Origin of the sequence: Streptomyces sp. NPDC057307 (genome assembly GCF_042667665.1) — a bacterium.
In the GTDB taxonomy this organism is placed as follows: Bacteria; Actinomycetota; Actinomycetes; order Streptomycetales; family Streptomycetaceae; genus Streptomyces.
Map to the genome: position 1 here is coordinate 1 of NZ_JBHUZM010000121.1, position 23176 is coordinate 23176.

21 protein-coding genes are annotated in these 23176 nt (G+C 71.2%); 9 read left to right on the forward strand and 12 right to left on the reverse strand.

Features of this window, described 5'->3' with window-relative positions:
• Window positions 1-142: 142 nt before the first annotated feature.
• From ACFUN8_RS29515 to fdhD, 4 genes are all read left to right on the forward strand, one after another.
• The gene (locus tag ACFUN8_RS29515) at window positions 143-2101 is read left to right on the forward strand and encodes a molybdopterin oxidoreductase family protein (protein WP_383644033.1); all 1959 of its coding nucleotides are present in this window, start codon (window positions 143-145) and stop codon (window positions 2099-2101) included.
• A gap of 6 nt (window positions 2102-2107) precedes the next feature.
• Window positions 2108-4162, forward strand: a complete 2055-nt coding sequence (locus ACFUN8_RS29520; protein WP_383644037.1) for an NAD(P)H-dependent oxidoreductase subunit E — start codon at window positions 2108-2110, stop codon at window positions 4160-4162.
• A complete protein-coding gene (locus ACFUN8_RS29525; protein ID WP_383644040.1) occupies window positions 4159-5016 on the forward strand; it encodes a 2Fe-2S iron-sulfur cluster-binding protein in 858 nt (285 codons plus the stop codon). The genes ACFUN8_RS29520 and ACFUN8_RS29525 overlap by 4 nt, the downstream gene beginning before the upstream one ends.
• A gap of 64 nt (window positions 5017-5080) precedes the next feature.
• Window positions 5081-5920, forward strand: a complete 840-nt coding sequence (gene fdhD / locus ACFUN8_RS29530) for a formate dehydrogenase accessory sulfurtransferase FdhD (protein WP_383644043.1) — start codon at window positions 5081-5083, stop codon at window positions 5918-5920.
• Window positions 5921-6156: 236 nt separating this feature from the next.
• Here the strand turns inward: fdhD and ACFUN8_RS29535 are convergent, their stop codons facing one another.
• Window positions 6157-7239, reverse strand: a complete 1083-nt coding sequence (locus ACFUN8_RS29535; RefSeq protein ID WP_383644092.1) for a bile acid:sodium symporter family protein — start codon at window positions 7237-7239, stop codon at window positions 6157-6159.
• 202 nt (window positions 7240-7441) lie between these two features.
• Between ACFUN8_RS29535 and ACFUN8_RS29540 the strand changes: the two genes are divergently transcribed.
• The 3 genes from ACFUN8_RS29540 (at window position 7442) to ACFUN8_RS29550 (ending at window position 11455) form a co-directional block, all read left to right on the forward strand.
• Complete coding sequence (locus ACFUN8_RS29540) at window positions 7442-8374, forward strand: LysR substrate-binding domain-containing protein (RefSeq protein WP_383644095.1); 933 nt, start codon at window positions 7442-7444, stop codon at window positions 8372-8374.
• Window positions 8375-8708: 334 nt separating this feature from the next.
• Complete coding sequence (locus ACFUN8_RS29545) at window positions 8709-10508, forward strand: AMP-dependent synthetase/ligase (RefSeq protein WP_383644046.1); 1800 nt, start codon at window positions 8709-8711, stop codon at window positions 10506-10508.
• A 107-nt stretch (window positions 10509-10615) separates the two neighbouring features.
• On the forward strand, window positions 10616-11455 hold the full coding sequence (locus ACFUN8_RS29550; RefSeq protein ID WP_383644049.1) for an aldo/keto reductase: 840 nt from the start codon (window positions 10616-10618) through the stop codon (window positions 11453-11455).
• A 134-nt stretch (window positions 11456-11589) separates the two neighbouring features.
• Here ACFUN8_RS29550 and ACFUN8_RS29555 read toward each other — a convergent pair whose 3' ends face one another.
• The 6 genes from ACFUN8_RS29555 to ACFUN8_RS29580 form a co-directional block, all read right to left on the reverse strand.
• Window positions 11590-12276, reverse strand: a complete 687-nt coding sequence (locus ACFUN8_RS29555; RefSeq protein WP_383644052.1) for a hypothetical protein — start codon at window positions 12274-12276, stop codon at window positions 11590-11592.
• A 79-nt stretch (window positions 12277-12355) separates the two neighbouring features.
• Complete coding sequence (locus ACFUN8_RS29560) at window positions 12356-13312, reverse strand: AraC family transcriptional regulator (RefSeq protein ID WP_383644055.1); 957 nt, start codon at window positions 13310-13312, stop codon at window positions 12356-12358.
• A gap of 50 nt (window positions 13313-13362) precedes the next feature.
• Window positions 13363-13665: a 4a-hydroxytetrahydrobiopterin dehydratase gene (locus ACFUN8_RS29565; RefSeq protein WP_383644058.1), complete on the reverse strand. Its 303-nt coding sequence runs from the start codon at window positions 13663-13665 to the stop codon at window positions 13363-13365.
• A 3-nt stretch (window positions 13666-13668) separates the two neighbouring features.
• Entirely contained in the window at window positions 13669-14988 is a 1320-nt protein-coding gene (locus ACFUN8_RS29570; protein WP_383644061.1) for an NAD(P)/FAD-dependent oxidoreductase, read from the reverse strand.
• 54 nt (window positions 14989-15042) lie between these two features.
• The gene (locus ACFUN8_RS29575) at window positions 15043-15975 is read right to left on the reverse strand and encodes a LamG-like jellyroll fold domain-containing protein (protein WP_383644064.1); all 933 of its coding nucleotides are present in this window, start codon (window positions 15973-15975) and stop codon (window positions 15043-15045) included.
• Window positions 15965-17431: a PQQ-dependent sugar dehydrogenase gene (locus ACFUN8_RS29580; protein WP_383644067.1), complete on the reverse strand. Its 1467-nt coding sequence runs from the start codon at window positions 17429-17431 to the stop codon at window positions 15965-15967. Before ACFUN8_RS29580 ends, ACFUN8_RS29575 begins: the two co-directional genes overlap by 11 nt.
• Before the next feature lie 274 nt (window positions 17432-17705).
• Here ACFUN8_RS29580 and ACFUN8_RS29585 point away from each other — a divergent pair, with 274 nt between their 5' ends.
• Entirely contained in the window at window positions 17706-18332 is a 627-nt protein-coding gene (locus ACFUN8_RS29585) for an LAETG motif-containing sortase-dependent surface protein (RefSeq protein ID WP_383644070.1), read from the forward strand.
• A 136-nt stretch (window positions 18333-18468) separates the two neighbouring features.
• On the opposite strand, the gene ACFUN8_RS29590 is transcribed toward ACFUN8_RS29585, so the two are convergent.
• The 3 genes from ACFUN8_RS29590 to ACFUN8_RS29600 all read right to left on the reverse strand — a co-directional run bounded on the left by ACFUN8_RS29590 (window position 18469) and on the right by ACFUN8_RS29600 (window position 21332).
• A complete protein-coding gene (locus ACFUN8_RS29590) occupies window positions 18469-19023 on the reverse strand; it encodes a bacterioferritin (protein WP_383644073.1) in 555 nt (184 codons plus the stop codon).
• A gap of 6 nt (window positions 19024-19029) precedes the next feature.
• The gene (locus ACFUN8_RS29595; RefSeq protein ID WP_383644076.1) at window positions 19030-19317 is read right to left on the reverse strand and encodes a DUF5133 domain-containing protein; all 288 of its coding nucleotides are present in this window, start codon (window positions 19315-19317) and stop codon (window positions 19030-19032) included.
• Window positions 19318-19487: 170 nt separating this feature from the next.
• On the reverse strand, window positions 19488-21332 hold the full coding sequence (locus ACFUN8_RS29600; RefSeq protein WP_383644080.1) for a transketolase: 1845 nt from the start codon (window positions 21330-21332) through the stop codon (window positions 19488-19490).
• A 183-nt stretch (window positions 21333-21515) separates the two neighbouring features.
• Here ACFUN8_RS29600 and ACFUN8_RS29605 point away from each other — a divergent pair, with 183 nt between their 5' ends.
• Entirely contained in the window at window positions 21516-22343 is an 828-nt protein-coding gene (locus ACFUN8_RS29605) for a helix-turn-helix domain-containing protein (RefSeq protein ID WP_383644083.1), read from the forward strand.
• Between the two features lie 50 nt (window positions 22344-22393).
• Here ACFUN8_RS29605 and ACFUN8_RS29610 read toward each other — a convergent pair whose 3' ends face one another.
• The gene (locus ACFUN8_RS29610) at window positions 22394-22561 is read right to left on the reverse strand and encodes a hypothetical protein (protein ID WP_383644086.1); all 168 of its coding nucleotides are present in this window, start codon (window positions 22559-22561) and stop codon (window positions 22394-22396) included.
• 73 nt (window positions 22562-22634) lie between these two features.
• Window positions 22635-23000, reverse strand: coding sequence for a hypothetical protein (locus ACFUN8_RS29615; RefSeq protein ID WP_383644089.1), 366 nt, complete (start codon window positions 22998-23000; stop codon window positions 22635-22637).
• Window positions 23001-23176 lie beyond the last annotated feature (176 nt).

Sequence of the window (23176 nt, forward strand, 5' to 3'; positions counted from 1 at the left end):
GAGCCCGATCGGGCCCCTCCGGCGACCGGGGACGAACCCGGCCCACACAAAACCCCTACGCAAGGCTTCCGCATCCCGCGAGCCATCGGGATACTGTATGCAATGGCGCGGCCACAAGCCATGACTCATGAGGGAGCGCAGCGTGAAAAGCAGCGCAAGAAGGCGGGATCGCACGCCGAAGACCTACGCCAGGCTCGAACACCCGCTGGTGCGGGACGAGAAGGGCGGCCCGTTCCGGCAGGCGACCTGGGAAGAAGCACTGGACCGGGCGGCCGAGGGACTGGGTGCCGCGCGCGGCGCGTTCGGCATGTTCTCCTGCGCACGGGCCACCAACGAGATGAACTACGTCGCGCAGAAGTTCGCGCGTGTGGTCATGGGGACCAACAACGTCGACTCCTGCAACAGGACCTGCCACGCCCCGAGCGTCGCCGGTCTCTCCGCGGCCTTCGGATCCGGCGGCGGCACCTCCTCGTACGCGGAGGTCGAACACACGGATCTGATCGTGATGTGGGGCTCCAACGCCCGCTTCGCGCACCCGATCTTCTTCCAGCACGTTCTCAAGGGGATCAGGAACGGCGCGCGGATGTACGCCGTCGACCCCCGGCGCACCACCACCGCCGAGTGGGCCGAGAGCTGGATGGGGCTCAACGTCGGTACGGACATCCCGCTCGCCCACGCCGTGGGCCGCGAGATCATCCACGCCGGCCTGCACAACAAGGCGTTCGTCGAGCAGGCCACCACCGGCTTCGAGGAGTACGCGGCCGAGGTCGAGCCATGGACGCTCACGGTCGCCGAGAAGGTGACGGGCGTACCCGCCGCGGCGATCCGCGACCTCGCCCACGCCTACGCCCGCGCCGAGCGGGCCCAGTTGTGCTGGACGCTCGGTATCACCGAGCACCACAACGGCACGGACAACGTCCGGGCGCTGATCAATCTGTCGCTGCTCACCGGGCACGTCGGACGGTACGGCTCCGGGGTCCAGCCCCTGCGCGGACAGAACAACGTGCAGGGCGGCGGCGACATGGGGGCCATCCCCAACCGGCTGCCGGGCTTCCAGGACATCCTCGAACCGGATGTACGGCGGAAGTTCGAGACCGCGTGGGACACCGTGATCCAGCCCCACTACGGCCTCAACCTGACCGACATGTTCGAGGCGATGGAGACCGGCGACCTCAAGGCCGTCTACTGCATCGGCGAGAACCCCGCGCAGTCCGAGGCCGACAGCGAGCAGGCCATGACCCGGCTGAAGGCGCTCGACTGCCTGGTCGTGCAGGACATCTTCCTCACCAAGACGGCCGAACTGGCGGACGTCGTCCTGCCCGCCACCGCCGCCTGGTGCGAGACCGACGGCACCACCACCAACAGCGAGCGCCGGGTCCAGCGCGTACGCAAGGCGCTCGACCCGCCGGGCGAGGCACGCGAGGACATCGACATCATCTGCGACCTGGCGGGCCGGCTCGGACACCCGTGGAAGTTCGCGGACGCGGAGACCGTCTGGAACGAGCTGCGCGCCCTGTCGCCCGACCACCACGGGATGACGTACGAGCGGCTGGCCGAGCACCAGGGCATCCAGTGGCCGTGCCCCGACACCGAGCGGCTCGAACCCACCTATCTGCACGGCAGGTTGTGGGACGCGGACCCCGCCAGGCGCGGCAGGCTCGCCCCGTTCGGCATCGTGAAGCACGACCCGCCGGTGGATCTGACGGACGATCAGTACCCGATCAGGCTCACCACCGGACGGCGGCTCGACTCGTACAACACCGGTGTGCAGAGCGGGAGTTTCGCCTCCCCGCTGCGCCGCGGCGAGTATCTGGAGCTGTGCCCGGAGGACGCGAAGTCGTACGGGGTCGAGGTCGGCGAGGAGGTCCAGATCTCCTCACGGCGCGGCACGGTGCGGGCACCGGTGTGGATCGACCCCGGGCTGCGTCCCGGACTGGCCTTCATGACCATGCATTTCCCGGACGAGGTGGACACCAACCAGCTGACGATCGAGGCGAACTGCCCGATCGCCGGCACGGCCGAGTTCAAGGCGTCGGCCATCCGGATCGAGAAGTTGCCCGCGAGCGCGACAGAGATGTCCGCGACAGCAGCGAGGAGCTGAGAATCAGTGGACCTGCACTTCGGTGACAGCAAACCGACGGACGAGGAACGCGCGGCGGTCGACTCGCTGCTCGGCCCCGCGACGTCGGCGTGGGAAGGCGCGGAGGACCGCTCCGACGGAGATCTGCGCTGGGCCCGCGGTGGTCGCGAAGCACGCGAACGGCGCGACCTGCTGTTGCCGGGGCTGCACGCCGTCAACGACCGCGTCGGCTGGATCAGCGAGGGCGCGCTCGCCTACCTGTGCCGGCGGCTCACGGTGCCGCCGGCCGAGGCGTACGGCGTGGCGACGTTCTACGCGATGTTCGCGGTCAAGCCCCGGCCCGCCAAGGTGCTGCACGTCTGCACCGACCTGGCGTGCGCGGCGAAGGGGTCCGAGAAGGTCTGCGCGGCTCTGGAGGAACGGATAGGGGCCCCGGGCGCGGCGGCCGACGGCGTCGTATGGCAGTCGAGCCCGTGCCTGGGGCTGTGCGAACGGGCCCCGGCCGCACTGGTGTTGCAGGCGGGCACCCCGTCCGACACGGTGCCCGCGCAGCGCGACCCCCGGCTCAAGGACGTCGGCGCCTCGGCCCTGGCGAACCGCCGGGACCGGCCGGAGGAAACGGACGGCGGTGACGGCGGCGGCGCCGACGTCACCCCCATCCGGGCCGACCTCGCCCCGAACGGCGCGGTCGTCACTCCCCTGCGCAGGCCCGTCAACGGCACCTCGGCCGAACCCGCCCCCCGGCGGCAGGCGTTCGCCGTCGTCGCACCGGCCACCGTCGACGCCCTGGTCGACGCCGCCACCGCCCCGGAGGACGCCCCCGAGGAACCCTCCGCCGCCCTCGCCGTACCTCAGGCCGGGCAAGAGGGACTGCTGCTGCTCCAACGGGTCGGCGTCGTCGACCCGTACAGCATCGACGACTACCGCTCCCACGGCGGATACAGCGCCCTGCGACGGGCCTTCGACATCGGACCGGCCGGAGTGATCCGCGAGGTCTCCGACGCCGGACTGCTCGGCCGGGGCGGCGCCGCCTTCCCCACCGGGCGCAAGTGGCAGGCCACCGCGTCCCAGCCCGAGCGGACGCATTACCTGGTCTGCAACGCCGACGAATCCGAACCCGGCACCTTCAAGGACCGGGTGATCATGGAGGGCGACCCGTTCGCCCTGATCGAGGCCATGACCATCGCCGGCTACGCCACCGGCGCCCACGTCGGCTACCTCTATCTGCGCGGCGAGTACCCGCGCGCCCTGCACCGGCTGGAGAACGCCCTCACCCAGGCCCGCCTGCGCGGCTTCCTCGGTGACGACGTCCTCGGCCAGGGCTACGCCTTCGACATCGAGATCCGCCGGGGCGCCGGCGCGTACATCTGCGGCGAGGAGACGGCCCTCTTCAACTCCATCGAGGGCTTCCGCGGCGAACCGCGCTCCAAGCCGCCGTTCCCGGTGGAGAAGGGCCTGTTCGGCAAACCGACCGCCGCCAACAACGTCGAGACGCTGATCAACGTGCTGCCCATCCTGACGATGGGCGCCGAGGCATACGCCGCGATCGGCACCGAGAACTCCACCGGACCCAAACTCTTCTGCGTCTCCGGCAACGTGGCGCGGCCCGGCATCTACGAGCTGCCGTTCGGCGCCACACTCGGCGAACTCCTCGACCTCGCGGGCACACCGACCGAGATCAAGGCAATCCTGCTCGGCGGCGCGGCCGGCGGTTTCGTACGGCCCGACGAGCGGGACATCCCGCTCACCTTCGAAGGCACCCGGGCCGCCGGCACCACCCTCGGCTCCGGCGTGATCCTGGTCATGGACGACACCGTCGCCCTGCCCCGGACACTGCTGCGCATCGCCGAGTTCTTCCGCGACGAATCCTGCGGTCAGTGCGTGCCCTGCCGGGTCGGCACCGTCCGCCAGGAAGAAGCGCTGCACCGCATCAAGGACCGCACGGGCGCCGAGGCGTCCGACGACCTCGCGCTGCTGCGCGAGGTCGGACAGACCATGCGCGACGCCTCCATCTGCGGTCTGGGACAGACCGCGTGGAACGCCGTCGAGTCCGCCATCGACCGTCTGGGGGCTTACAAGTGACCGTCATACCTCTTCAACTGCCGCGCCGTCTGCTTGAGTTCACGCTCGACGGCGAGGCCACCCGGGTCCCCGAGGGCTCCACGATCCTGGACGCCTGCCGGGCCGCGGGCAAGGACATCCCGACGCTCTGCGAGGGCGACACCCTCACCCCGAAGAACGCGTGCCGCGTCTGCGTCGTGGAGGTCGAGGGCGCCCGTACGCTCGCCCCGGCGTGCTCACGCCGGGCGGAGGCCGGGATGACGGTCCTCACGGACTCCGAGCGCGCCAGGACCAGCCGCAAGGTCGTCCTGGAACTGCTCGCGTCGTCCACCGACCTGTCCACGACACCGCGCGCGGCCGAGTGGATCAAGGAGTACGAGGCCAAGCCCGACCGGTTCGGGCCCGACGCCGCCCGCGTCAACGAGACACCGAAGATCGACAACGATCTCTACGTCCGGGACCTCGACAAATGCATCCTCTGCTACAAATGCGTCGACGCCTGCGGCGAGCAGTGGCAGAACACCTTCGCCATCTCCGTCGCCGGCCGCGGCTTCGACGCCCGGATCTCCACCGAGCACGCCGTGGCACTCCCCGAATCGGCGTGCGTCTACTGCGGCAACTGCATCGAGGTCTGCCCCACGGGCGCCCTCAGCTTCAAGTCGGAATTCGACATGCGCGAGGCCGGGACCTGGAACGAATCGGCGCAGACCGAGACCACGACAATCTGCGCGTACTGCGGCGTGGGCTGCAACCTCACCCTGCACGTGCAGGAGAATGAGATCGTCAAGGTCACCTCACCGCACGACAACCCGGTGACCCACGGCAACCTGTGCATCAAGGGCCGCTTCGGCTACCAGCACGCACAGCAGCACTGACAGACCCACGGCACGAGGCACCACGACGCTTCGTCCGACCGAACGAGGAACGGGGAGGACCACCATGGGACGGGTCACCGAGCGCCGCCGCACCATCCGCATCAGGGACGGTGCCGTCACCTCCCGCCCCGACACCCTCGTCGCCGAGGAACCCATGGAGATCCGGCTGAACGGCAAGCCGCTCGCCATCACCATGCGCACCCCCGGCGACGACTTCGCGCTCGCCGCCGGATTCCTCGTCAGCGAAGGCGTCCTCGGCTCCGCCGAGGACGTCCGCTCGATCGTGTACTGCGCCGGGGCCACGGACGACGGAAGAAACACCTACAACGTGGTGGACGTCCAGCTCGCACCCGGCGTCCCGATGCCGGACATCACGCTGGAACGCAACGTCTACACCACATCCTCGTGCGGCCTGTGCGGCAAGGCCAGCCTCGACGCCGTACGCACCACGGCGCGCTTCCCGATCGCCGACACTCCCCCGGTCCGCGTCGAACCCGCTCTGCTCTCCCTCCTCCCCGACCGGTTGCGGGCGGCACAGCAGGTCTTCGACCGGACCGGGGGTCTGCACGCGGCGGCCCTGTTCTCCGAAGACGGTGAACTGCTCGACATCCGGGAGGACGTGGGCCGCCACAACGCCGTCGACAAACTCGTCGGACGAGCACTCCAGCAAGGACTGCTGCCACTGTCACGAGTGATCCTGCTGGTGTCCGGCCGCGCGTCCTTCGAACTCGCGCAGAAGGCGGTGATGGCCGGAATTCCGGTCCTGGCGGCGGTCTCCGCACCGTCGTCGCTCGCCGTCGACCTCGCCGCGGAGACCGGGCTGACCCTCGTCGGCTTCCTCCGCGGCCCCTCCATGAACGTGTATGCCGGCGACGACCGCATCGCCCTCCACAGCGAGGTGTGACGCGCTGCCGCTGCACGGGATACACGGGATAAGGACCCGGCCGGCGGGGAGCGCCCCCTGCGCCGGCCGGGTCCCTCCCCCTTTTTGGGGGCTCGGTTCGCCTCCGGGCGCTTAAAGCCACTGTCGACGGTCGACCGTGCTCAGTTTGCTCGTTCCTCACAAACCTCCGCGCGCTCTCCCTTTCGACAGCGGCGCGCCCTTCGGCTCACTCGCCAGGGTGCCCCGCTCGGCCGGCTCTACGCCGGGAGGCCCTCCCGTGCGGGGTCCTTCGGGAGGGGCGTGCCCTTCGGTTCATCCTGTGGTGGCTCATCCGGCTCGGGGTCCAGTGAACGGCGCTTCGCGATCATCGCGCAGACCACCAGCTGCAGCATGTGGAACAGCATCAGCGGCATGACCGCCAGGCTGGCCTGCGCGCCGAACAGCACGCTCGCCATCGGCAGCCCGGCCGCGAGGCTCTTCTTCGACCCGGCGAACTGGATCGCGACCCGGTCCGCCCGGCCGAAGCCCAGCCGCCGCGCCCCGTACCAGCTGAGCGTCAGCATCGCCGCGAGCAGCACCACCTCGACCGCGAACAGGGCACCGAGCCGGCCCGGAGTCACCTGGTGCCAGATTCCCGCGACCATGCCCTGGCTGAAGGCCGTGTAGACGACCAGCAGGATCGATCCGCGGTCCACCCGGCCCAGCAGCGTGCGGTGCCGGGTGAGGAACCCGCCGACCCAGCGCCGTAGCAACTGCCCCGCCACGAACGGCAGCAGCAGTTGGGCCACGATCCGCAGCAGCGAATCGGGCGAGAAGCCGTCCGCGCCGCCGCCGAGGAGCAGGGCGGCGAGGAGCGGCGTGACCACGATGCCCGCGATGCTGGAGAAGGACCCGGCGCAGATCGCCGCCGGCACGTTGCCGCGTGCCATGGAGGTGAAGGCGATGGACGACTGGATCGTCGACGGCACCAGGCAGAGGAAGAGCAGCCCGCTGTACAGCTCCGGTGTCAGGACGAAGGGCACGAGCCCGCGCGCGGCCAGCCCCAGCAGCGGGAAGACCAGGAATGTGCAGGCCAGGACGGTCAGATGGAGCCGCCAGCTCTTGAGCCCGTCCATCGCCTCGCGGGTCGAGAGCCGGGCGCCGTAGAGGAAGAAGAGGAGCGCGACCGCGCCGGTCGACGCCCCGCCGGCGACGTCCGCGGCGGTACCGGACGCGGGCAGCAGTGCCGCGAGGGCGACGGTGCCGAGGAGGGCGAGGATGTACGGGTCGACGGGCAGCCGGGACGGCAGCCGCCGGGGCGGGGAGGAGGACGAAGGGGACGTGGTGCGGCGGCGGTTCATGTGCTCCACTGGCTCTTGCTGTGCTCTGGATCTCGTACACGGGGGGACGCCTGGGGACGCGTCGCGGATCCGGTCCGGGTTCCGGGACGGATCGCGCGCTCTCCATGGTCCAGGCTCGGAGCTTGATCGGGAATCCCGCATACGGCTCTGACTGTCATCACGTTCCGCGATGACGCGCACTACCCTGTGCCGCATGTACGACATGTACGACCCCGCACAGCTCCGCACCTTCCTGGCCGTGGCGCAGACCCTGAGTTTCACGCAGGCCGCGCGGCGGCTGGACGTACGGCAGTCGACGGTCAGCCAGCACGTACGGCGGCTGGAGGCCGCGGCCGGGGACCGGCAGCTGTTCACCCGGGACACGCACAGCGTGGAGCTGACCGAGGACGGCGAGGCCATGCTCGGCTTCGCCCGTACGATCCTCGCGGCCCACGAGCGCGCGGCGGCGTACTTCTCCGGGACCCGGCTGCGCGGCAGGCTCCGCTTCGGCGCCTCCGAGGACTTCGTCCTGACGCGGCTGCCCGAGATCCTGGAGTCGTTCCGTACCGACCACCCCGAGGTGGATCTGGAGCTGACCGTCGAGCTGTCCGGCACGCTGCACGAGCGGCTGGCGGCCGGCGAGCTGGATCTGGTGCTGGCCAAGCGCCGGGGCGGCGACACCCACGGCGAGCTGGTCTGGCAGTCCACGCTGACCTGGATCGGGGCGCCGCATCTGCGGATCGACCCCGAGCGGCCGGTGCCGCTGATCCTGTTCCCGGCGCCCGGCATCACCCGCGCCCGCGCCCTTGAGGTCCTGGAGGCGGACGGCCGCGCGTGGCGCATCGCCTGTACGAGCGCGAGCCTGAGCGGACTGATCGCGGCGGCCCGCGCGGGGCTCGGCGTGATGGCGCACAGCCGGGGCCTGATCCCGCCGGGCCTGGTGCCGGTGCCGGCCCGCGCGGCGCTGCCGGAGCTGGGTGACGTGGACTTCGTCCTGCTGCACGGGCACGGGCACGGACGGCAGGACGCGAAGCCGGGCGGGCAAGGTCGTCACACCGGGGCCGGGGGGTCGTCGGACCGAAGCCCGGCCGACGCGCTCGCCGACGCCATCCTGGCGGGCGGCGACCGTCTGCACCGCCCCGCCGGCGCACGCTGACGCCTGCCCCTCACGCCCCACCGACCCCACCCGCCACCGACGAGAACCCGCCAGACCCAGGCGCTGGTACAGGCCAAGCCTCTCGCCCCTGGTGGGGGGCGTAATCGCACGGTACAGATTCGGTGGAGATTCCCCCCAGGCGCACTTACTCTACGGTCAGAAGCCCGTCCCCAGCCTCTCGCCGGAACCCGCCACCCGCCTCTGACCTGGAGCGATACCCCAAGACACCACTTCCGTCCGCTCCCTCCCGCCGGACTGCCCCTTGGGGTACCGTCACGGCGCCGTGCGGAGCGCCACAAGGAGCAGGTCATTGCGCGAGTTCACTGTCCGACCCATGGCGTCCGCGCCCCACGTGGGTGGGCTGGCGGACGTCGTATTCGATCATGCGACCACCGATCCCGACCGGGTCGCACTCGGCCGCAAGGGCGCCGACGGCCGGTGGCGGGACGTGAGTTCGGCCGGGTTCCGCGACGAGGTGCTGGCCCTGGCGAAGGGGCTGCTGGCGCAGGGCATCCGGTTCGGCGACCGGGTCGCGCTCATGTCCCGTACCCGGTACGAGTGGACGGTCTTCGACTTCGCGCTCTGGACGATCGGCGCCCAGTCCGTGCCGGTCTACCCGACGTCCTCCGCCGAGCAGGTCTTCTGGATGCTGTACGACGCCGAGGTGTCGGCCTGCGTGGTCGAGCACGAGGACCACGCGATGACCGTCGGCTCGGTGATCGACCGGCTCCCCCGCCTCAAGCGGCTGTGGCAGCTGGACTCCGGAGCCGTCGCCGAACTGACCGGGGCGGGCGCCGAGATCGACGACGAGGTCGTGCACCGGCACCGGCGGGCGGTCACCCCCGACTCCACGGCGACGGTCATCTACACCTCGGGCACCACCGGCCGCCCCAAGGGCTGTGTGATCACGCACGCGAACTTCATGTTCGAGACGGACACGATGATCGCCCGCTGGGAGCCGGTCTTCCACTCCAAGCGCGGCGACGAGGCGTCGACGCTGCTCTTCCTGCCGCTGGCGCACGTCTTCGGGCGGATGGTGGAGATCGCCGCGGTCCGGGGGCGGGTGAAGCTCGGCCACCAGCCGGTGATGCGGGCGAGTGAACTGCTGCCGGATCTGGCCGCGTTCCGGCCGAGCTTCATCCTGGCCGTGCCGTACATCTTCGAGAAGATCTTCCACGCCGCGCGCCGCAAGGCGGAGCGCGAGGGGAGGACGGGGCCCTTCGACAAGGCCGTGGACGTGGCGGTGAGGCACGCGGAGGCGATGGAGCAGCGGGCGTTCGGGCTCGGCCCCGGTCCGTCGACGGGGCTGCGGATCCAGCACCAGTTCTTCGAGAAGGCCGTGTACTCGAAGGTGCGCGACGCCATGGGCGGCCGGGTCAGGCACGCGATGTCGGGCGGTTCGGGGATGGACCGGCGGCTCGGCCTGTTCTTCGAGGGCGCCGGCGTCACGGTCTTCGAGGGGTACGGCCTGACCGAGTCCAGCGCGGCGGCGACGGCCAACCCGCCGGAGCGCACCCGGTACGGGACGGTCGGCCAGCCCATCCCCGGCACCACCGTGCACATCGCGAAGGACGGCGAGGTGTGGCTGCACGGCGCGCATGTCTTCGGGGGTTATCTCAACGACCCGAAGGCCACCGACGCCGTGCTGCGCGACGGCTGGCTCGCCACGGGCGACCTCGGGGCGCTCGACGAGGACGGCTATCTGACCATCACCGGACGGAAGAAGGAGATCCTGGTGACGTCGGGCGGCAAGAGCGTGTCTCCGGCCGGTCTGGAGGAGCGCGTACGGGCCCATCCGCTGGTCGCGCAGTGCATCGTGGTCGGCAACGACCGGCCGTACATCGCCGCGTTGGTGACCGTCGACCAGGAGGCGGTCGAGCACTGGCTCGCGATGCGGGACAAGGCGCCGCTGCGGCCGGCGGACCTGGTGCGCGACCCGGATCTGGAGCTGGAGATCCGGCGGGCGGTGGTGGCGGCCAACACGGCGGTGTCGCAGGCCGAGTCGATCCGTACGTTCCGGATCCTGGCCCATCCCTTCAGCGAGGAGCACGGGCTGCTGACGCCGTCGCTCAAGCTCAAGCGCAAGGCGATCGAGACGGCGTACGAGGTCGAGGTGAACGCGCTCTACCGCTGAGGGGCGTACGCGGGAGCGGGAATGCCGGGCAGGGAATGGGGAATGCCGGCGGGCCCGTGTTCGTTGTGGGCCTGACAGCCAACCGACGACGTAAGGATCCACCGCACGTGAGTAAGGTCCCCTCCCTCACCCTCAACAACGGCGTCGAGATGCCCCAACTGGGCTTCGGTGTCTGGCAGGTCCCCGACGACGAGGCGACGCGGGCGGTGAGTACGGCCCTGGAGGTCGGCTACCGCAGCATCGACACGGCCGAGATATACGGGAACGAAGAGGGCACGGGCAAGGCGATCGGCGCCTCCGGGATCGCCCGCGACGAACTCTTCGTCACCACCAAGCTGTGGAACTCCAAGAAGGAGACCTGGACGCGCGACCGTGTCCTGCGCGCGTTCGACGCGTCCCTGTCGAGGCTCGCCCTCGACCATGTCGACCTCTATCTGATCCACTGGCCGCGCGCCGTGCGTGACGACTACCTCACGATCTGGCGCGCGTTCGAGGAGATCGCCGAGAGCGGCCGGGCCAGGGCCATCGGTGTGTCCAACTTCCACCCGCCGCAGCTGCGACGGGTGTTGGCCGAGACGTCGGTCGTGCCCGCGGTCAACCAGGTGGAGCTGCACCCGCAGTTCCAGCAGGCCGAGGTGCGTGCCCTCGACGCCGAGCACGGCATCGTGACGGAAGCCTGGTCGCCGCTGGGCTCCGGCAAGGGGCTGCTGGAGGTCCCGACGGTCCTGGCGATCGCCAGGAAGCACGGCAGGACCGCCGCGCAGACCGTGCTGCGCTGGCACCTTCAGCTCGGCAACGTGGCGATCCCGAAGTCCGTGACGCCGTCGCGGATCAAGGAGAACTTCGACCCGTTCGGCTTCGAGCTGGACGCCGAGGACCTGGCGGCGCTGGCCGCCCTGGACTCCGGCACCCGGCTCGGCAGCGACCCGGACACGTTCGACAGCTGAGGCGGCGCTGTCGGGCTGCCGCTTGTGTCCTCGGTCGCCGGACGGACCGGCGCTCCCGTTCTCCGTCGCCGGACCGGCGTGAAGCCCGTCCGGCGACCGGGGGGCAAGCCTGGCCCACGAGCCGCGCGATCCCGTCAACGCTCCCCGGCCACAGCACCGGGTGCGATGTCCGCGAGAGCCGGACGGGCGGCGCCGGCGCGTCCGGCATCGGGAACGGCCCCCTCCCGGTGCTCACCCAGTTCACGGCCCAGCAGGGCCAGCCCGGCGAGCAGGCAGACCATGCCCGCGGGCACACTCCAGTGGTTGCGGCCGAAGCCCATGCCGATCGCCATCACGACGGTCCCCGCGGTCACCAGCGCGGCCGACGTGGGCGTACCACGCCGTACCACCGCGGCCAGGATCGCGAAGACGACCAGTCCGACGAAGATCACCTGCGCCCCGATGCCGTAGACGACCGCCTCGGCGCCGGGGATCTCCTTCACCCCGGCGAAGGCGTCCTTGAGTTCGGCGCTGTTCGCCGAGGTGAAGCCGCCCGCGAGGTCGATGGTCAGTTGGACGATGTTCGCCAGCGCGCTGAGCAGGACGACCACGACGCTCGTGTTCAGCGCGATCCGCTGCCCCCTGGTCCGCGCCCCGGCGCTCTCGCGGAAGCGCAGGGCCATCGCGGCGAACAGCACGAAGCCCACGAGCCACACCGCGTGCGCGGCCGTCCACCAGCCGCCCGGCTCGGACTGCCCGTCGATCGGGCGCATCAGCAGCCAGCCGCCGAGGAAGAGTGCGGGCGCCGCCGCGAACAACGTGCTGGTGGTCGGTCGATTCATGTGCGTCAGGTTCATGCTCGAACCTTCCCAGCGGCCCGCCGGCACGTCACTCGGGGCGCCACCCGAACCCTCCCTGGGGCTATCCCCCGCTCACCAACTCCGTTTTCCCCGCGCGGTGTTCCTGCGGGCTGATGCCCCGTACCCGCTTGAACGCCGCGCTCAGCGCGAACGAGCCGCCGTAGCCGACCTGCCGGGCGATCGACTCGACCGTCGCGTCCGTCTCCCGCAGCCGGTCGGCGGCCAACGACAGCCGCCAGTCGGCGAGATACGCCATCGGCGACTCCCCCACCAGCGCGGTGAAGCGCCGGGCGAGCGCAGCGCGCGAGACCCCGCACCTCGCGGCGAGCGACGCGACGGTCCAGGGGTGGGCCGGTTCGTGTCGGAGCAGCCGCAGCGCCGGGCCCACCACGGGGTCGCCCATCGCCCGGTACCAGCCGGGCGCCGCCGCGTCGGGGCGGGAGAACCAGGTGCGCAGCGCGGCGATCAGCAGCAGGTCGAGCACCCGGTCGAGTACGACGCTCTGGCCGGGGTCGTCCCGGGAGATCTCCTCGTCCAGGATCGGCAGCAGCGGACAGTCCCACGCGTCGGCGGGCAGCCGGAGCACGTCGGGCAGTGCGTCGAGCAGCCGCCGGCTGACCTCTCCCGCCATCTGGTAGGTACCGACGAGCATCGTCGACGCTCCGTCGGGTGCGTTGCCCCAGGTCCGTACGCCCAGCCGCATGGACTGGGCGAGCGGTTCGCCGCGCAGGGTGTGGCAGGTGCCGCCGGGGCCGATGCGGGCGTGCGGTGTGCTGCCGGGGGCGTCGGTGACGGTGTACGCCTCCGGGCCCCGCACGATCGCGATGTCGCCGGGGCGCACCTCGACGGGCGCCCGGTCGGTGTCGTGGACGATCCACGCCTCGCCGCGGGTGACGCACATCAGGGTGAGCGGGGCGTGGTCCTCGATCCGTACGGACCACGGCGGTTCCATCACCATGCGCAGCAGGAAGGCGCCGCGGGCACGGGGTCCGTCGAGAAGTCCGTCGAGTGCGTCCATACCAGCCAGATTAAACGGCCGGATCGACCGGGCGGACGGCCCTCGGCGGCTCAGTCGGCGCCGTGCGTGGGGGCGATCTCCTCGACCCGGGCGGCCAGATCGAAGTCGCGGTCGGTGATCCCGCCCACGTCGTGCGAGTTCACCGCCACATCGACGGTGTTGTAGCCGAGGGTGAGGTCGGAGTGGTGGTTCAGCTCCTGCTGGATCCGTGCGACGTGCACGACCATCGCCGTCGCGGCGAAGTGGTCGGCGAGCCGGTAGCTCCGGGTGATCCTCCCGTCCTCCACGGACCACTCGGGCAGCGCCGCCAGCCGGTCCGCGATCTCCTGCGGTGTCAGTGATTCCTTGGCCATCGCTCACTCCTCACGGGGCCCGCCGGGGACCCTCGCCAGTTCGGGGGACGCGGTGTCGAGCGGCACCGTGTAGGAGCGTACGAGCCCGAGCTGCACGGACTGCCGGGGCAGTACGGCGTCGAGCATCCAGTCCGTCGCGACCCGAATCCGGTTCCCCGGCATGGCCGCCAGGTGGTAGCCGCGGGTGACGGCCCCGGCGAGCGCGCCGGAGAGCGGTACCCCGAGGGGGTTGGCCGCGGCCTTGACCCCGCCGAGGTCGACGAGGAAGCCGAGATCGTGGTGGGAGTACGTCTGCCGCTCCCCGTATCCGAGGGACGCGGCCACGTTGCGGCCGGCCACCTTGCCCTGGCGGGCGGCGTGCTGCGCGGTCATGGGTGTGTACCGGCCGGGCCTGGTCAGGTCGGGTACGGCGGCCGCGTCACCGCACGCGAAGACCTCGGGGTGGCCGGGCACGCCCAGCTGCGGATCGACCAGCAGTCTGCCGCGTTCGACGGGCAGTCCGACCTCGGCGACCAGCGGGTCGGGCCGTACGCCGACGCACCAGACGAGGGTCCGGGTCTCGACGAAGTCCCCGTCGTCGAGCTGGACACCCCTCGGGGTGGCCTCCGTGACCGAGGTGCCGGTGCGGACGTCGACGCCGCGCCCGCGCAGTACGCGGTCGGCGGTGTCGGAGAGTCTGCTGTCCAGCTCGGGCAGGACCCTGGGCGCGACGTCGAGGAGCAGCCAGCGCGGGGTCAGTTTCCGCTCCCAGCCGGGCTGTCTGCGGATCAGGGCGTCGGTGAAGAGCTTGCCCTGGGCGGCGACCTCGGTGCCGGTGTAGCCCGCGCCGACCACCACGAAGGTGGTGCGTGCGGCGCTGTCGGCGGGGTCTCCGGCGGCGGCGAGTTCTATCTGGCGGGTGACGTGGTCGCGCAGGTACAGGGCTTCGGGCAGGCCCCGGAAGCCGTGGGCGTACTCGGCGACGCCCGGGATGGGCAGCAGTTTGTTGACGCTGCCGACGGCGAGGACGAGCCGGTCGTACGTCAGCTCGCCCCGCTCGCCCTCGGGGCCGGTGTACCGCACGAGCCGTCTGTCCAGGTCGATGTGGCCCGCCTCGCCGAGTACGACGCGTACGCGGGGCAGCGAGCCGGGAAGGGAGACGGTCACCCGGCGTGGTTCCAGGATTCCGGCGGCCACCTGGGGCAGGAGCGGCAGGTAGAGGAAGTAGTCGGTGGGGTTGAGCAGGACGACTTCGGCCTCGTCCCGTACGCGCCGGGAGAGCGTACGGGCGGCCTCGAAGCCGGCGAACCCGGCTCCGACGACGACGATGCGGGAACGGCTCACGTTCGACTCCGGACTGTGCGTATCGGGTCGTACGGACTACTGCCCCCTACGCCATTATCCTCCCGTCCGCCGGTACTGCGACCTGATCTCGGCGGGCGTGAGCACCCGGTCGAAGAACATCAGGTCGTCCATCCGGCAGTCGCAGGGATTGCCCTCCTGGGTGTTCTGCGGATAGCTGCCGCCGATCTTGATGCCGCGCGGATCGGTGGGCGACGCGGCGTCGGGTTCCGGTGGCCCGTCCACCGCCCACGGGTCGCCGGGCACGGTGTACCGGCCGGGCAGCGGGCGGCCGTCGCGGTACAGCGCCATCGTGCCGGTGTCGAAGTCGAACGTCGCGGCGAGGGACACCCAGGTGTCGGGCGGCAGGATCTGCCGCCAGTCGGCGTCGGCGGCGTACGTCTGTGAACGCCCGCCGTCCAGGCGGCGGCCGAGGGCGACGACCTTCATCTCCCCGTCGACGGTGATGAGTTCGAGCAGGGCGCGTACGTCGTGGCCCTGCGAGGTGCCCGAGAGGATCCCGGCGAGGCCGATCGCGTCGTAACGGTCGTCCGGGTCGGGGGTGTTGGTGTTGGGCGCGGGGTTCTCGGCGGTCATCCGGAACCAGCCCATGACGGTGGCCTGCCGGCTGCCGTTGAAGGCGTGCAGGGTCGGCACCCCCCGCGGGCCGTACACGCCGGCCTTCCAGTCGTCGGTGCTCGCGGTGGCGGGCGAGACCTGCCGGGTACGCAGCACCCGGCCGTGCCGCTCGTCGTCCCGGACCCGGGACCGGTCGCCGCCGTTGACGAGGTCGAGCGTGGTGCCCGAGCGGCCCCGGTCCCGCTCACGGGCCGGGTCGCCGGGGACGGGGTGCTCGAAGTCGTACGCGACGACGGGGCGCGGCAGGTGCGCGGCCACGGGCTCACTCGTCGGGGCGAACGCCGTGACCAGCAGCGTCGTGGCCAGGGCGAGGATCGGGGCGGCTCGGCGCCTCGGAGTGTCAGCGCGCATCGGTGACCTTCCAGATCTTCCCGTTGGCCTTCGCGAGGACGTACAGCTCCCCCGCGCGATCCGTGCCGAACCGCAGGTCGACCCGGTCGTCCCCGGCCAGCTCCGCCATCGAGGTCGTCGCGCCCGCCGTGTCGAGGACCGTGAACCGGTGGACCTCGGCGAGCGGCCCGCCGCGGCGCATGTCCGCCACGTCGGAGTAGAGGATCCGGCCCCCGACGCCCTCGGCGAAGACGTACTTGCCCCGCAACTCCGGGATCTCCGCGCCCCGGTAGACGAAGCCGCCGATCAGCGCGTTGCCGCTGTCGGCGCACGGTGTGGCCGGGGGCGGGACGTGGTCGAAGGCCGCGACCGGGTAGGTGTAGCCGTACTGCTCGTCGTCGTCGGGGAGTTGGTAGACGCCACAGGTCGGGTTGCCCTCCTTGCGGTACTCGAAGGGTCCCTCGCGGTCGCTCCAGCCCAGGTTGTCACCGGCCCTGACGTCGTACACGGACTCGATGCGGTGCTCCCCGATGCTCCCGACGAACAGCTGGCCGCTGCCGCCGGAGTCCCAGCTGAACCGGTGCGGGTCGCGGAAGCCGTACGCGTAGATCTCGCCGAGCACGTACTGCCGCTGGACGAAGGGGTTGGCCGGGGGGATGCCGTACTTGCCGCCGGGGCCGTTGTGACCGCCCGGGTCGATGCGCAGGATCTTGCCCTGCGGTACGTACAGGTCCTGCGGCACCGAACTGCGCCAGCCGGCTCCGCCGTCCCCGGCCGCGATGTAGAGCAGCCCGTAATCCTCGTCCCCGGGGCGGGCGTTGGGGTTGAAGTTGATCTCCTGGATGGTGTGGAGGGTGCCCTGGAAGCCGAGCCGCATCACCTCGCGGCGTGAGCCGTCGAAGGTCGTGGCGGCCGGGTCGTCGGCCGTCCATTCGGTGACGACGCTGTGGACCACCGTGACTCCGCCGGAGGGCAGGTCGGGGCGTTTGCCCAGCGCTCCCCTGGCCTCGGTGTGGACGGTGTAGAACTTGCCGTTGTCGGCGAACTCCGGGTGGAACGCGACGAATCCGAAGCCGCTGCCGAGTCCCTGGTGGGACCAGAAGTCGGGGCCGACGGCCGCGCCGAGGTCCAGATATTCGGTGGGCGTGCCCGCGCTGTCCAGCAGGTGCAGTTTGCCGTTGAGGTCGGGGACGTACAACCGGCCCGATCCGTCGGGGACTTCACCGACGAAATTGATCCGGGCCCAGCGCTTCAGGCGGTCGTCGGTCGGCGGCGGTACCGGTGCCGACTTGGGGAGCGTCGAGAATTCGTCAAGAACCAGGCCAATTTCGGAGAGTGTCGGATCGGGCAGCGGATCGGCGATCGGCCCGTCCTCACGCGCGGCGGCCGGTGGCACGAACAGCGCCATCAGCAACACTCCCGCCGCGACGGCCAGTTGGCGTCTGGCTGTTCTGCCTGTTGTTCCGGGCTTGGGCATCCCGCTCACCTCATCGGCTCGGACGTACGGCACGGGCATACGGCTCCCGACTACGCAGAAAGCGCTTCCAGCGAAGCATCTGCGCCAAGTTACAAACGAGACAGAGGCGCGGCAAGGGGCCTGCGGCAAGCAAAGTGGCGCGCACACCGATTTCGGGCACAACAGCCCCATGAGACGGTCAAGTCAGCAGGGGCGCGTGGGGAGTCGGTCTCGAATGGCGGTACTGTGCGCGCGCGCCGTCATCCTGGACGGCGCAGTCAACGCGGAGGATTCAGTGACTGTATTCAACAGATCGTGGCGACGCCCCGGGGCGCTCGTGACGGTCGCGGCGGCGAGTGCGCTCGGTGTCGGCCTCTTCGTCGCCCCGGCGGTGGCGCACACTCCGGCCTGGGCCGTGACCTGCTCGGAGGTGAGCGTCGATCTCGTCAACTACACCGCCGACAAAGAGAACACGGTGACCCTGACGGTCGACGGCAAGGACCTGCTGGCCACCGAGAAGTTCGGTGGCGAGTTCCACAAGAAGATCGAACTGCCCGAGCACACGAAGGAACTGTCCCTCCACCTCGTGGTGGTGGACGGTTCGGGCAACGACGGTTCGCTCGACGACACCAAGACCGCGCCGGTCTGCGAGGGCACCGAGCCGGAGCCGGAGCCGACGCCGTCCACGACGCCGCCGACGGACAAGCCCGAGCCCACGCCGACCGAGGCGAAGCCCGAGCCGAGCAAGACGAGCGCGGCGGCCGAGGTTCCCTCGTCGCAGCCCAGCCCCGCCGGTGACGACCTCGCCGAGACGGGTTCCTCCAGCACCACGCCGCTGATCGCGGGCGCCGCCGCCGTCATACTCGTGGCCGGTGCGGGCATCACGTGGGCCGCGCGCAAGCGCCGCGCCGTGGGGAACTGACCCACCGCGCGACCATCGCTGACAGCTGCCGACGCACGGCGGGCACAACCGCCGACGGACGCAGAACCGCCGTCGGCCGACGGGCACTCAGGGGCCCGCCGGCCGGCGGCGGTGCCGTTTCCCGGTCGCAGGGGCGTCAGGGCTTCGCGGACCTGGCGACGCCCGGCAGCCGCTCCAGCAGGCCCCGCAGGTCGTCCGCGTGCTCCTCCTCCTGCGCGAGCAGATCCTCGAAGACCCGGCGCGTGGTGGGGTCGCCGTTGCCCAGCCACTGCGCGATCTCCGTGTAGGAGGCGATGGCCACCCGCTCGGCCACCAGGTCCTCCTTGATCATCTCGATCAGGTCCATGCTCGCGTCGTACTCCGCGTGCGAGCGCTTGGTGAGGGTGTCCGGGTTGAAGTCGGGCTCGCCCCCGAGCTGCACGATCCGCTCGGCCAGCTTGTCCGCGTGCTCCTGCTCCTCGCCCGCGTGCTCCAGGAATTCCGCGGCGACCGGCTCCGCGTACAGCCCCGTGGCGGTGTAGTAATGCCGCTTGTAGCGCAGGGTGCAGACGATCTCGGTGGCCAGCGCCTCGTTCAGAACCTGGATGACGCGCCCGACATCCGCCCCGTAGGCGTCCGTCACGGGGCCCTTCTCGATCTCCTTGCGCGCGCGGTCGCGAATCGTCTCGATGTCGGTGAGGAATTCGGCCATGACCGTTTACATCCTTTCTTTCCTGCTGCTGTCGCTGCTGTTGTGCCGACGGGTCCGCAGAATTCCCCGGCCCTGGAGTTTCCGGTCGCCTCGCGGGTTTCTGCCGAGATACGACTCCGCCGCGCGAATCGCCTCATGGGCGGTGCGGTGTCCCATGAGCACGCACAGGGTGTAGGCGACGTCGTCCAGCCGTCGCCGGCGCACGGAATTGTGCGGCTCTCGCAGGACCAGCTGCTCCCAGGTGCGGTAGCGGCGCAGAAGCTGGGCGAGCCCGGCCTTGTCCGGCAGAAGCATGTTCTTCTCCCGATTCCCGAAGTCGGCCCGGATGACCGGGCAACGGAAAAACACAGAGTTGTCCGGCTCGTCCCACAGTGCGCCGCTCACCCGTCGTCCGCAAACGGACACGTTCCGTGTTCACGCGCCGACGCCGTCGATCGACCGCTTCCGCCGGCGCGCCGTCCCGGTCAGCGCACCATCGCCGTTCCGGTGAGGAGCTTCACGGCCGCGGCGATCGAATCGGCGTCGATACCGGCGGCGCGCAGCTGCTCCCCGGGGGTCGCGGACCCCGGCATGTTCCGTACGCCGAGCCGCACCAGCCGGGGCGCCGGGCGGCCGTCGGAGAAGACCTCGGCGACGGCGTCGCCCAGACCGCCCTGCGGGTGGTGGTCCTCCACCGTGATCAGACAGCCGGTGTCCGCGGCGGCGGCCTGGAGCGTGACCTCGTCGGCCGGCTTGACCGAGTACATGTCCACCACCCGCACCGTGATGCCCTCGGCGGCCAGCAGGTCCGCCGCCACCAGGCACTCGTGGACGGTGATCCCGGAGCCGACGAGCGTCATCCGGTCGTCGATGGAGTGCCGCAGCACCTTGCTCCCGCCGACCGGGAACTGCTCGTCGGGGCCGTAGATGACCGGTGTCTTCGCGCGCAGCGTACGCAGATAGCTGACGCCCTCCAGTTCGGCCATCGCGGCGACGAGCCGGGTCGTCTGGTTGGCGTCGCACGGCTGGAGCACCGTACTGCCGTGCAGGGAACGGAACATGGCGAGGTCTTCGAGGCCCATCTGGGACGGCCCGTCCTGACCGATGGACACACCGGCGTGCGAGCCGACGACGCTGATCGACGCCCGGCTGACCGTGGCCATCCGCAGGAAGTCGTGGGCCCGGGTCAGGAAGGCCGCGAAGGTGGAGGCGTACGGGATCTGCCCGCACGCCTGCATGCCGACGGCGCAGGCCACCAGTTGCTGCTCGGCGATGTACAGCTCGAAGTACCGCTCGGGGTGCTCCTTCGAGAAGAACTCGGTACGGGTCGAGTCGCCGACCTCGCCGTCGAGCGCCACGATGTCGCCGCGCGCGGAGCCGAGCGCGGTCAGGGCCTGCCCGTACGCGTCACGGGTGGCGATCTCGTCGCCGACGTCGAAGCGCGGCAGGTTCAGATGGCCGACCTCGGGCCGGGCGTCGGCCAGCGCCGACGTGGGCTTGCGCACCTCGACCCGCATGGACCGCCGGCCGCCCAGCTCCTCGATGGCGCTCGCCGCGTCCGGGAGGGGCTTGCCGTGCATGCCTTCCTGGTCCTCGACGGCGGCGACCCCCCGGCCCTTCCTGGTGGCGGCGATGATCGCCGTCGGCTCGCCGAGGGTGGAGCGCGCCTCGTTGCAGGCCGCTTCGATCGCCTCGATGTCATGGCCGTCGATCTCGATGGTGTGCCAGCCGAAGGCGTGCAGCCTGCGGGCGTACGCCCCGAGGTCGTGCCCGTGGCGCGTGGGACCGCGCTGACCGAGCCGGTTCACGTCGACGATCATCGTCAGGGAGTCGAGATGCTGGTATCCGGCGTGCTCGGCGGCCTCCCAGATCGATCCCTCGGCCATCTCGCTGTCGCCGCAGAGCACCCACACCCGGTACGGGGCCTTGCCGAGCCGCTGCCCGGCGAGCGCCATCCCGACGCCCACCGGCAGGCCCTGCCCGAGCGAGCCGGTCGCCACGTCCACCCAGGGGAGCCGGGGCGTGGGGTGGCCTTCGAGCCGGCTGCCTTCCCGGCGGTAGGTGCGGAACTCCGACTCGTCGATGGCGCCGGCCGCGAGATACATGGAGTACAGCAGGGGCGACGCGTGGCCCTTGGAGAAGATCAGCCGGTCGTTCCCCGGGTGGTCGGGCTGGTCGAAGTCGTACGTGAGGTGGTTGGTCAGCAGGACCGCGCCGATATCGGCGGCGGACATCGAGGAGGTCGGGTGTCCGGAGCCCGCCAGATCGGCGACGCGGACCGAGTCGACCCTGAGCTGCTGCGCCAGTTCTGTCAGTAGTTCGGTACGCATGTCACTCCTCAACCTCACGGGAGACCTCACAGATACGACCGGGCGCGGCGGCCGGCCGCGCCGGTTCCACCCCCTATCCACCAGATTGCCCCACCTGAGGGGAGCCCGCAGAACGCGGCGCCCGGGCCGACGGCCGTCGGAACCCGGAGGCGGGTGCCCGCCGGGCCCGGCTACCGTCCACGTATGACATCTCGTACGTCGGGGACCGGGGTCGGGCCGCTGCTCAGGGGCTGGCGTGAACAGCGCCGGATCAGCCAGCTGGAGCTGGCGCTGCGCGCCGACTCGTCCGCCCGTCACATCAGCTTCGTCGAGACGGGCAGGTCCAGGCCGAGCGAGGCGATGATCCTGCGACTCTCGGAGCACCTGGACGTACCCGTGCGGGAGCGCAACACCCTGCTGCTGGCGGCCGGGTACGCGCCCCGCTTCACCGAGACCGCGATGGACGACCCGTCGATGGCGGTGGTGCGGGAGGCGCTGGAGCGGCTGCTGCGGGGGTACGAGCCGTATCCGGCGCTCGTGGTCGACGGGACGTACACGCTGGTGGCGGCCAATCGTGGCCTCGCCCTGCTCATGGAGGGCGTGCCCGAGCACCTGCTGGTGCCGCCGGTGAACGCGATGCGGGTCATCCTGCATCCGGAGGGGGCCGCGCGGCACATCCGCAATTTCCGGCAGTGGCGCGGTCATCTTCTGGACCAGATGGAGCGGCAGATCGCGCTCGACCGCTCCGACGCGCTGCGGGCGCTGTACGAGGAGGTCGCCGCGTATCCGCCGCCGGAGGGGGTCGACGACGGCCCGGACGAGACCGAGGACGCCGACGACGCGGCGGCGTTCGCGCTGAGGAACTTCGCCCTGCCGCTGCGGATCGAGCACGGGGGCCAGGTCCTGACGTTCCTGTCGTCCATCTCGACGTTCAACACACCGATGGACGTGACGGTCGCCGAGCTGGCGATCGAGACGTTCCTGCCGGCCGATCCGGCGACGGCGAAGTACCTCTTGTCGGCGCTGGGCTGAGGGCGGACCGGTCCACCGGGGCGGACCCCGCCGGACCGGTCCGGCGCGCCTCAGGACCTGTCGTGTCCGTCCCGGCGGGGCTCGGACGCGCGGGCCGGGGCGGGGGCGGTCGTGGGTGAGGTGGGGGTGGTTGCCGGGGCCTTGGCCTCGTGCTCGGCGGAGCGCGCCGCCTCGGCGCGCAGCAGGGCGTTGAGTACGGCGAACGGGTCGATGGGCATGGCTCTGTCCTCGCGGTGCGGTGGGGGTTGACCGGCTGGTGGGGTCGACGGGCACAGGGGCGTGCCGGACCTCTCAGCAGCGCAGCACCACGCGGCGGGTGGCCGGTGGGGCGGCCGGGGTGTTACCCGACGGGGCGACGGCTCCTCCGTACGGAGGGCGCGCTGCCCGCTCGCGCTTCCCGGCGCTCGGGCCGGCCGCCCCGCGCCCGGCCCTCGCCGACGCGGACTGCGCGGCCATCGCCGTGGTGTCGTGGTGCCCCTCCCCGGCGGGCTCGGGGACCGTCGACACGGCCGGGCGGGGTTCCGCGCCGCGCGCGGCCGACGCGCAGGGGTCGAGCGACATCCCCAGGAGGGTGCACAGCACCAGCAGCACGACGCACATGGCGGGACGGCCCGCCGTGGCGGGCCGGGCGCTGAGCGGTTCCAGGGCGCTGTTCACTCCGCACGACCTCCTGATCGTGCATCCTGTGCCCGCGCACGCCACCGTGCCCGCCGGGAGGCCGAGAACCGCTCTCCCGGGGGACACGGGTTACGCCGACCCGTGGAGGGCCGCCGCCCGGCGCCGTACGGGTCGCCGTGACCTGACGCCCACACGGTGACCGCGCGGTCACCGTG

Bases quoted from the DNA above. Each gene is read 5' to 3' on its own strand.
- ACFUN8_RS29590 (WP_383644073.1), bottom strand. From the start codon at position 19,023: ATGGCCGAATTCCTCACCGACATCGAGACGATTCGCGACCGCGCGCGC.
- ACFUN8_RS29540 (WP_383644095.1), top strand. From the start codon at position 7,442: ATGTACGACCCCGCACAGCTCCGCACCTTCCTGGCCGTGGCGCAGACC.
- ACFUN8_RS29565 (WP_383644058.1), bottom strand. From the start codon at position 13,665: ATGGCCAAGGAATCACTGACACCGCAGGAGATCGCGGACCGGCTGGCG.
- ACFUN8_RS29545 (WP_383644046.1), top strand. From the start codon at position 8,709: ATGGCGTCCGCGCCCCACGTGGGTGGGCTGGCGGACGTCGTATTCGAT.
- ACFUN8_RS29575 (WP_383644064.1), bottom strand. From the start codon at position 15,975: ATGCGCGCTGACACTCCGAGGCGCCGAGCCGCCCCGATCCTCGCCCTG.
- ACFUN8_RS29535 (WP_383644092.1), bottom strand. From the start codon at position 7,239: ATGAACCGCCGCCGCACCACGTCCCCTTCGTCCTCCTCCCCGCCCCGG.
- ACFUN8_RS29555 (WP_383644052.1), bottom strand. From the start codon at position 12,276: ATGAATCGACCGACCACCAGCACGTTGTTCGCGGCGGCGCCCGCACTC.
- ACFUN8_RS29560 (WP_383644055.1), bottom strand. From the start codon at position 13,312: ATGGACGCACTCGACGGACTTCTCGACGGACCCCGTGCCCGCGGCGCC.
- fdhD (WP_383644043.1), top strand. From the start codon at position 5,081: ATGGGACGGGTCACCGAGCGCCGCCGCACCATCCGCATCAGGGACGGT.
- ACFUN8_RS29595 (WP_383644076.1), bottom strand. From the start codon at position 19,317: ATGCTTCTGCCGGACAAGGCCGGGCTCGCCCAGCTTCTGCGCCGCTAC.
- ACFUN8_RS29605 (WP_383644083.1), top strand. From the start codon at position 21,516: ATGACATCTCGTACGTCGGGGACCGGGGTCGGGCCGCTGCTCAGGGGC.
- ACFUN8_RS29600 (WP_383644080.1), bottom strand. From the start codon at position 21,332: ATGCGTACCGAACTACTGACAGAACTGGCGCAGCAGCTCAGGGTCGAC.
- ACFUN8_RS29610 (WP_383644086.1), bottom strand. From the start codon at position 22,561: ATGCCCATCGACCCGTTCGCCGTACTCAACGCCCTGCTGCGCGCCGAG.
- ACFUN8_RS29580 (WP_383644067.1), bottom strand. From the start codon at position 17,431: ATGCCCAAGCCCGGAACAACAGGCAGAACAGCCAGACGCCAACTGGCC.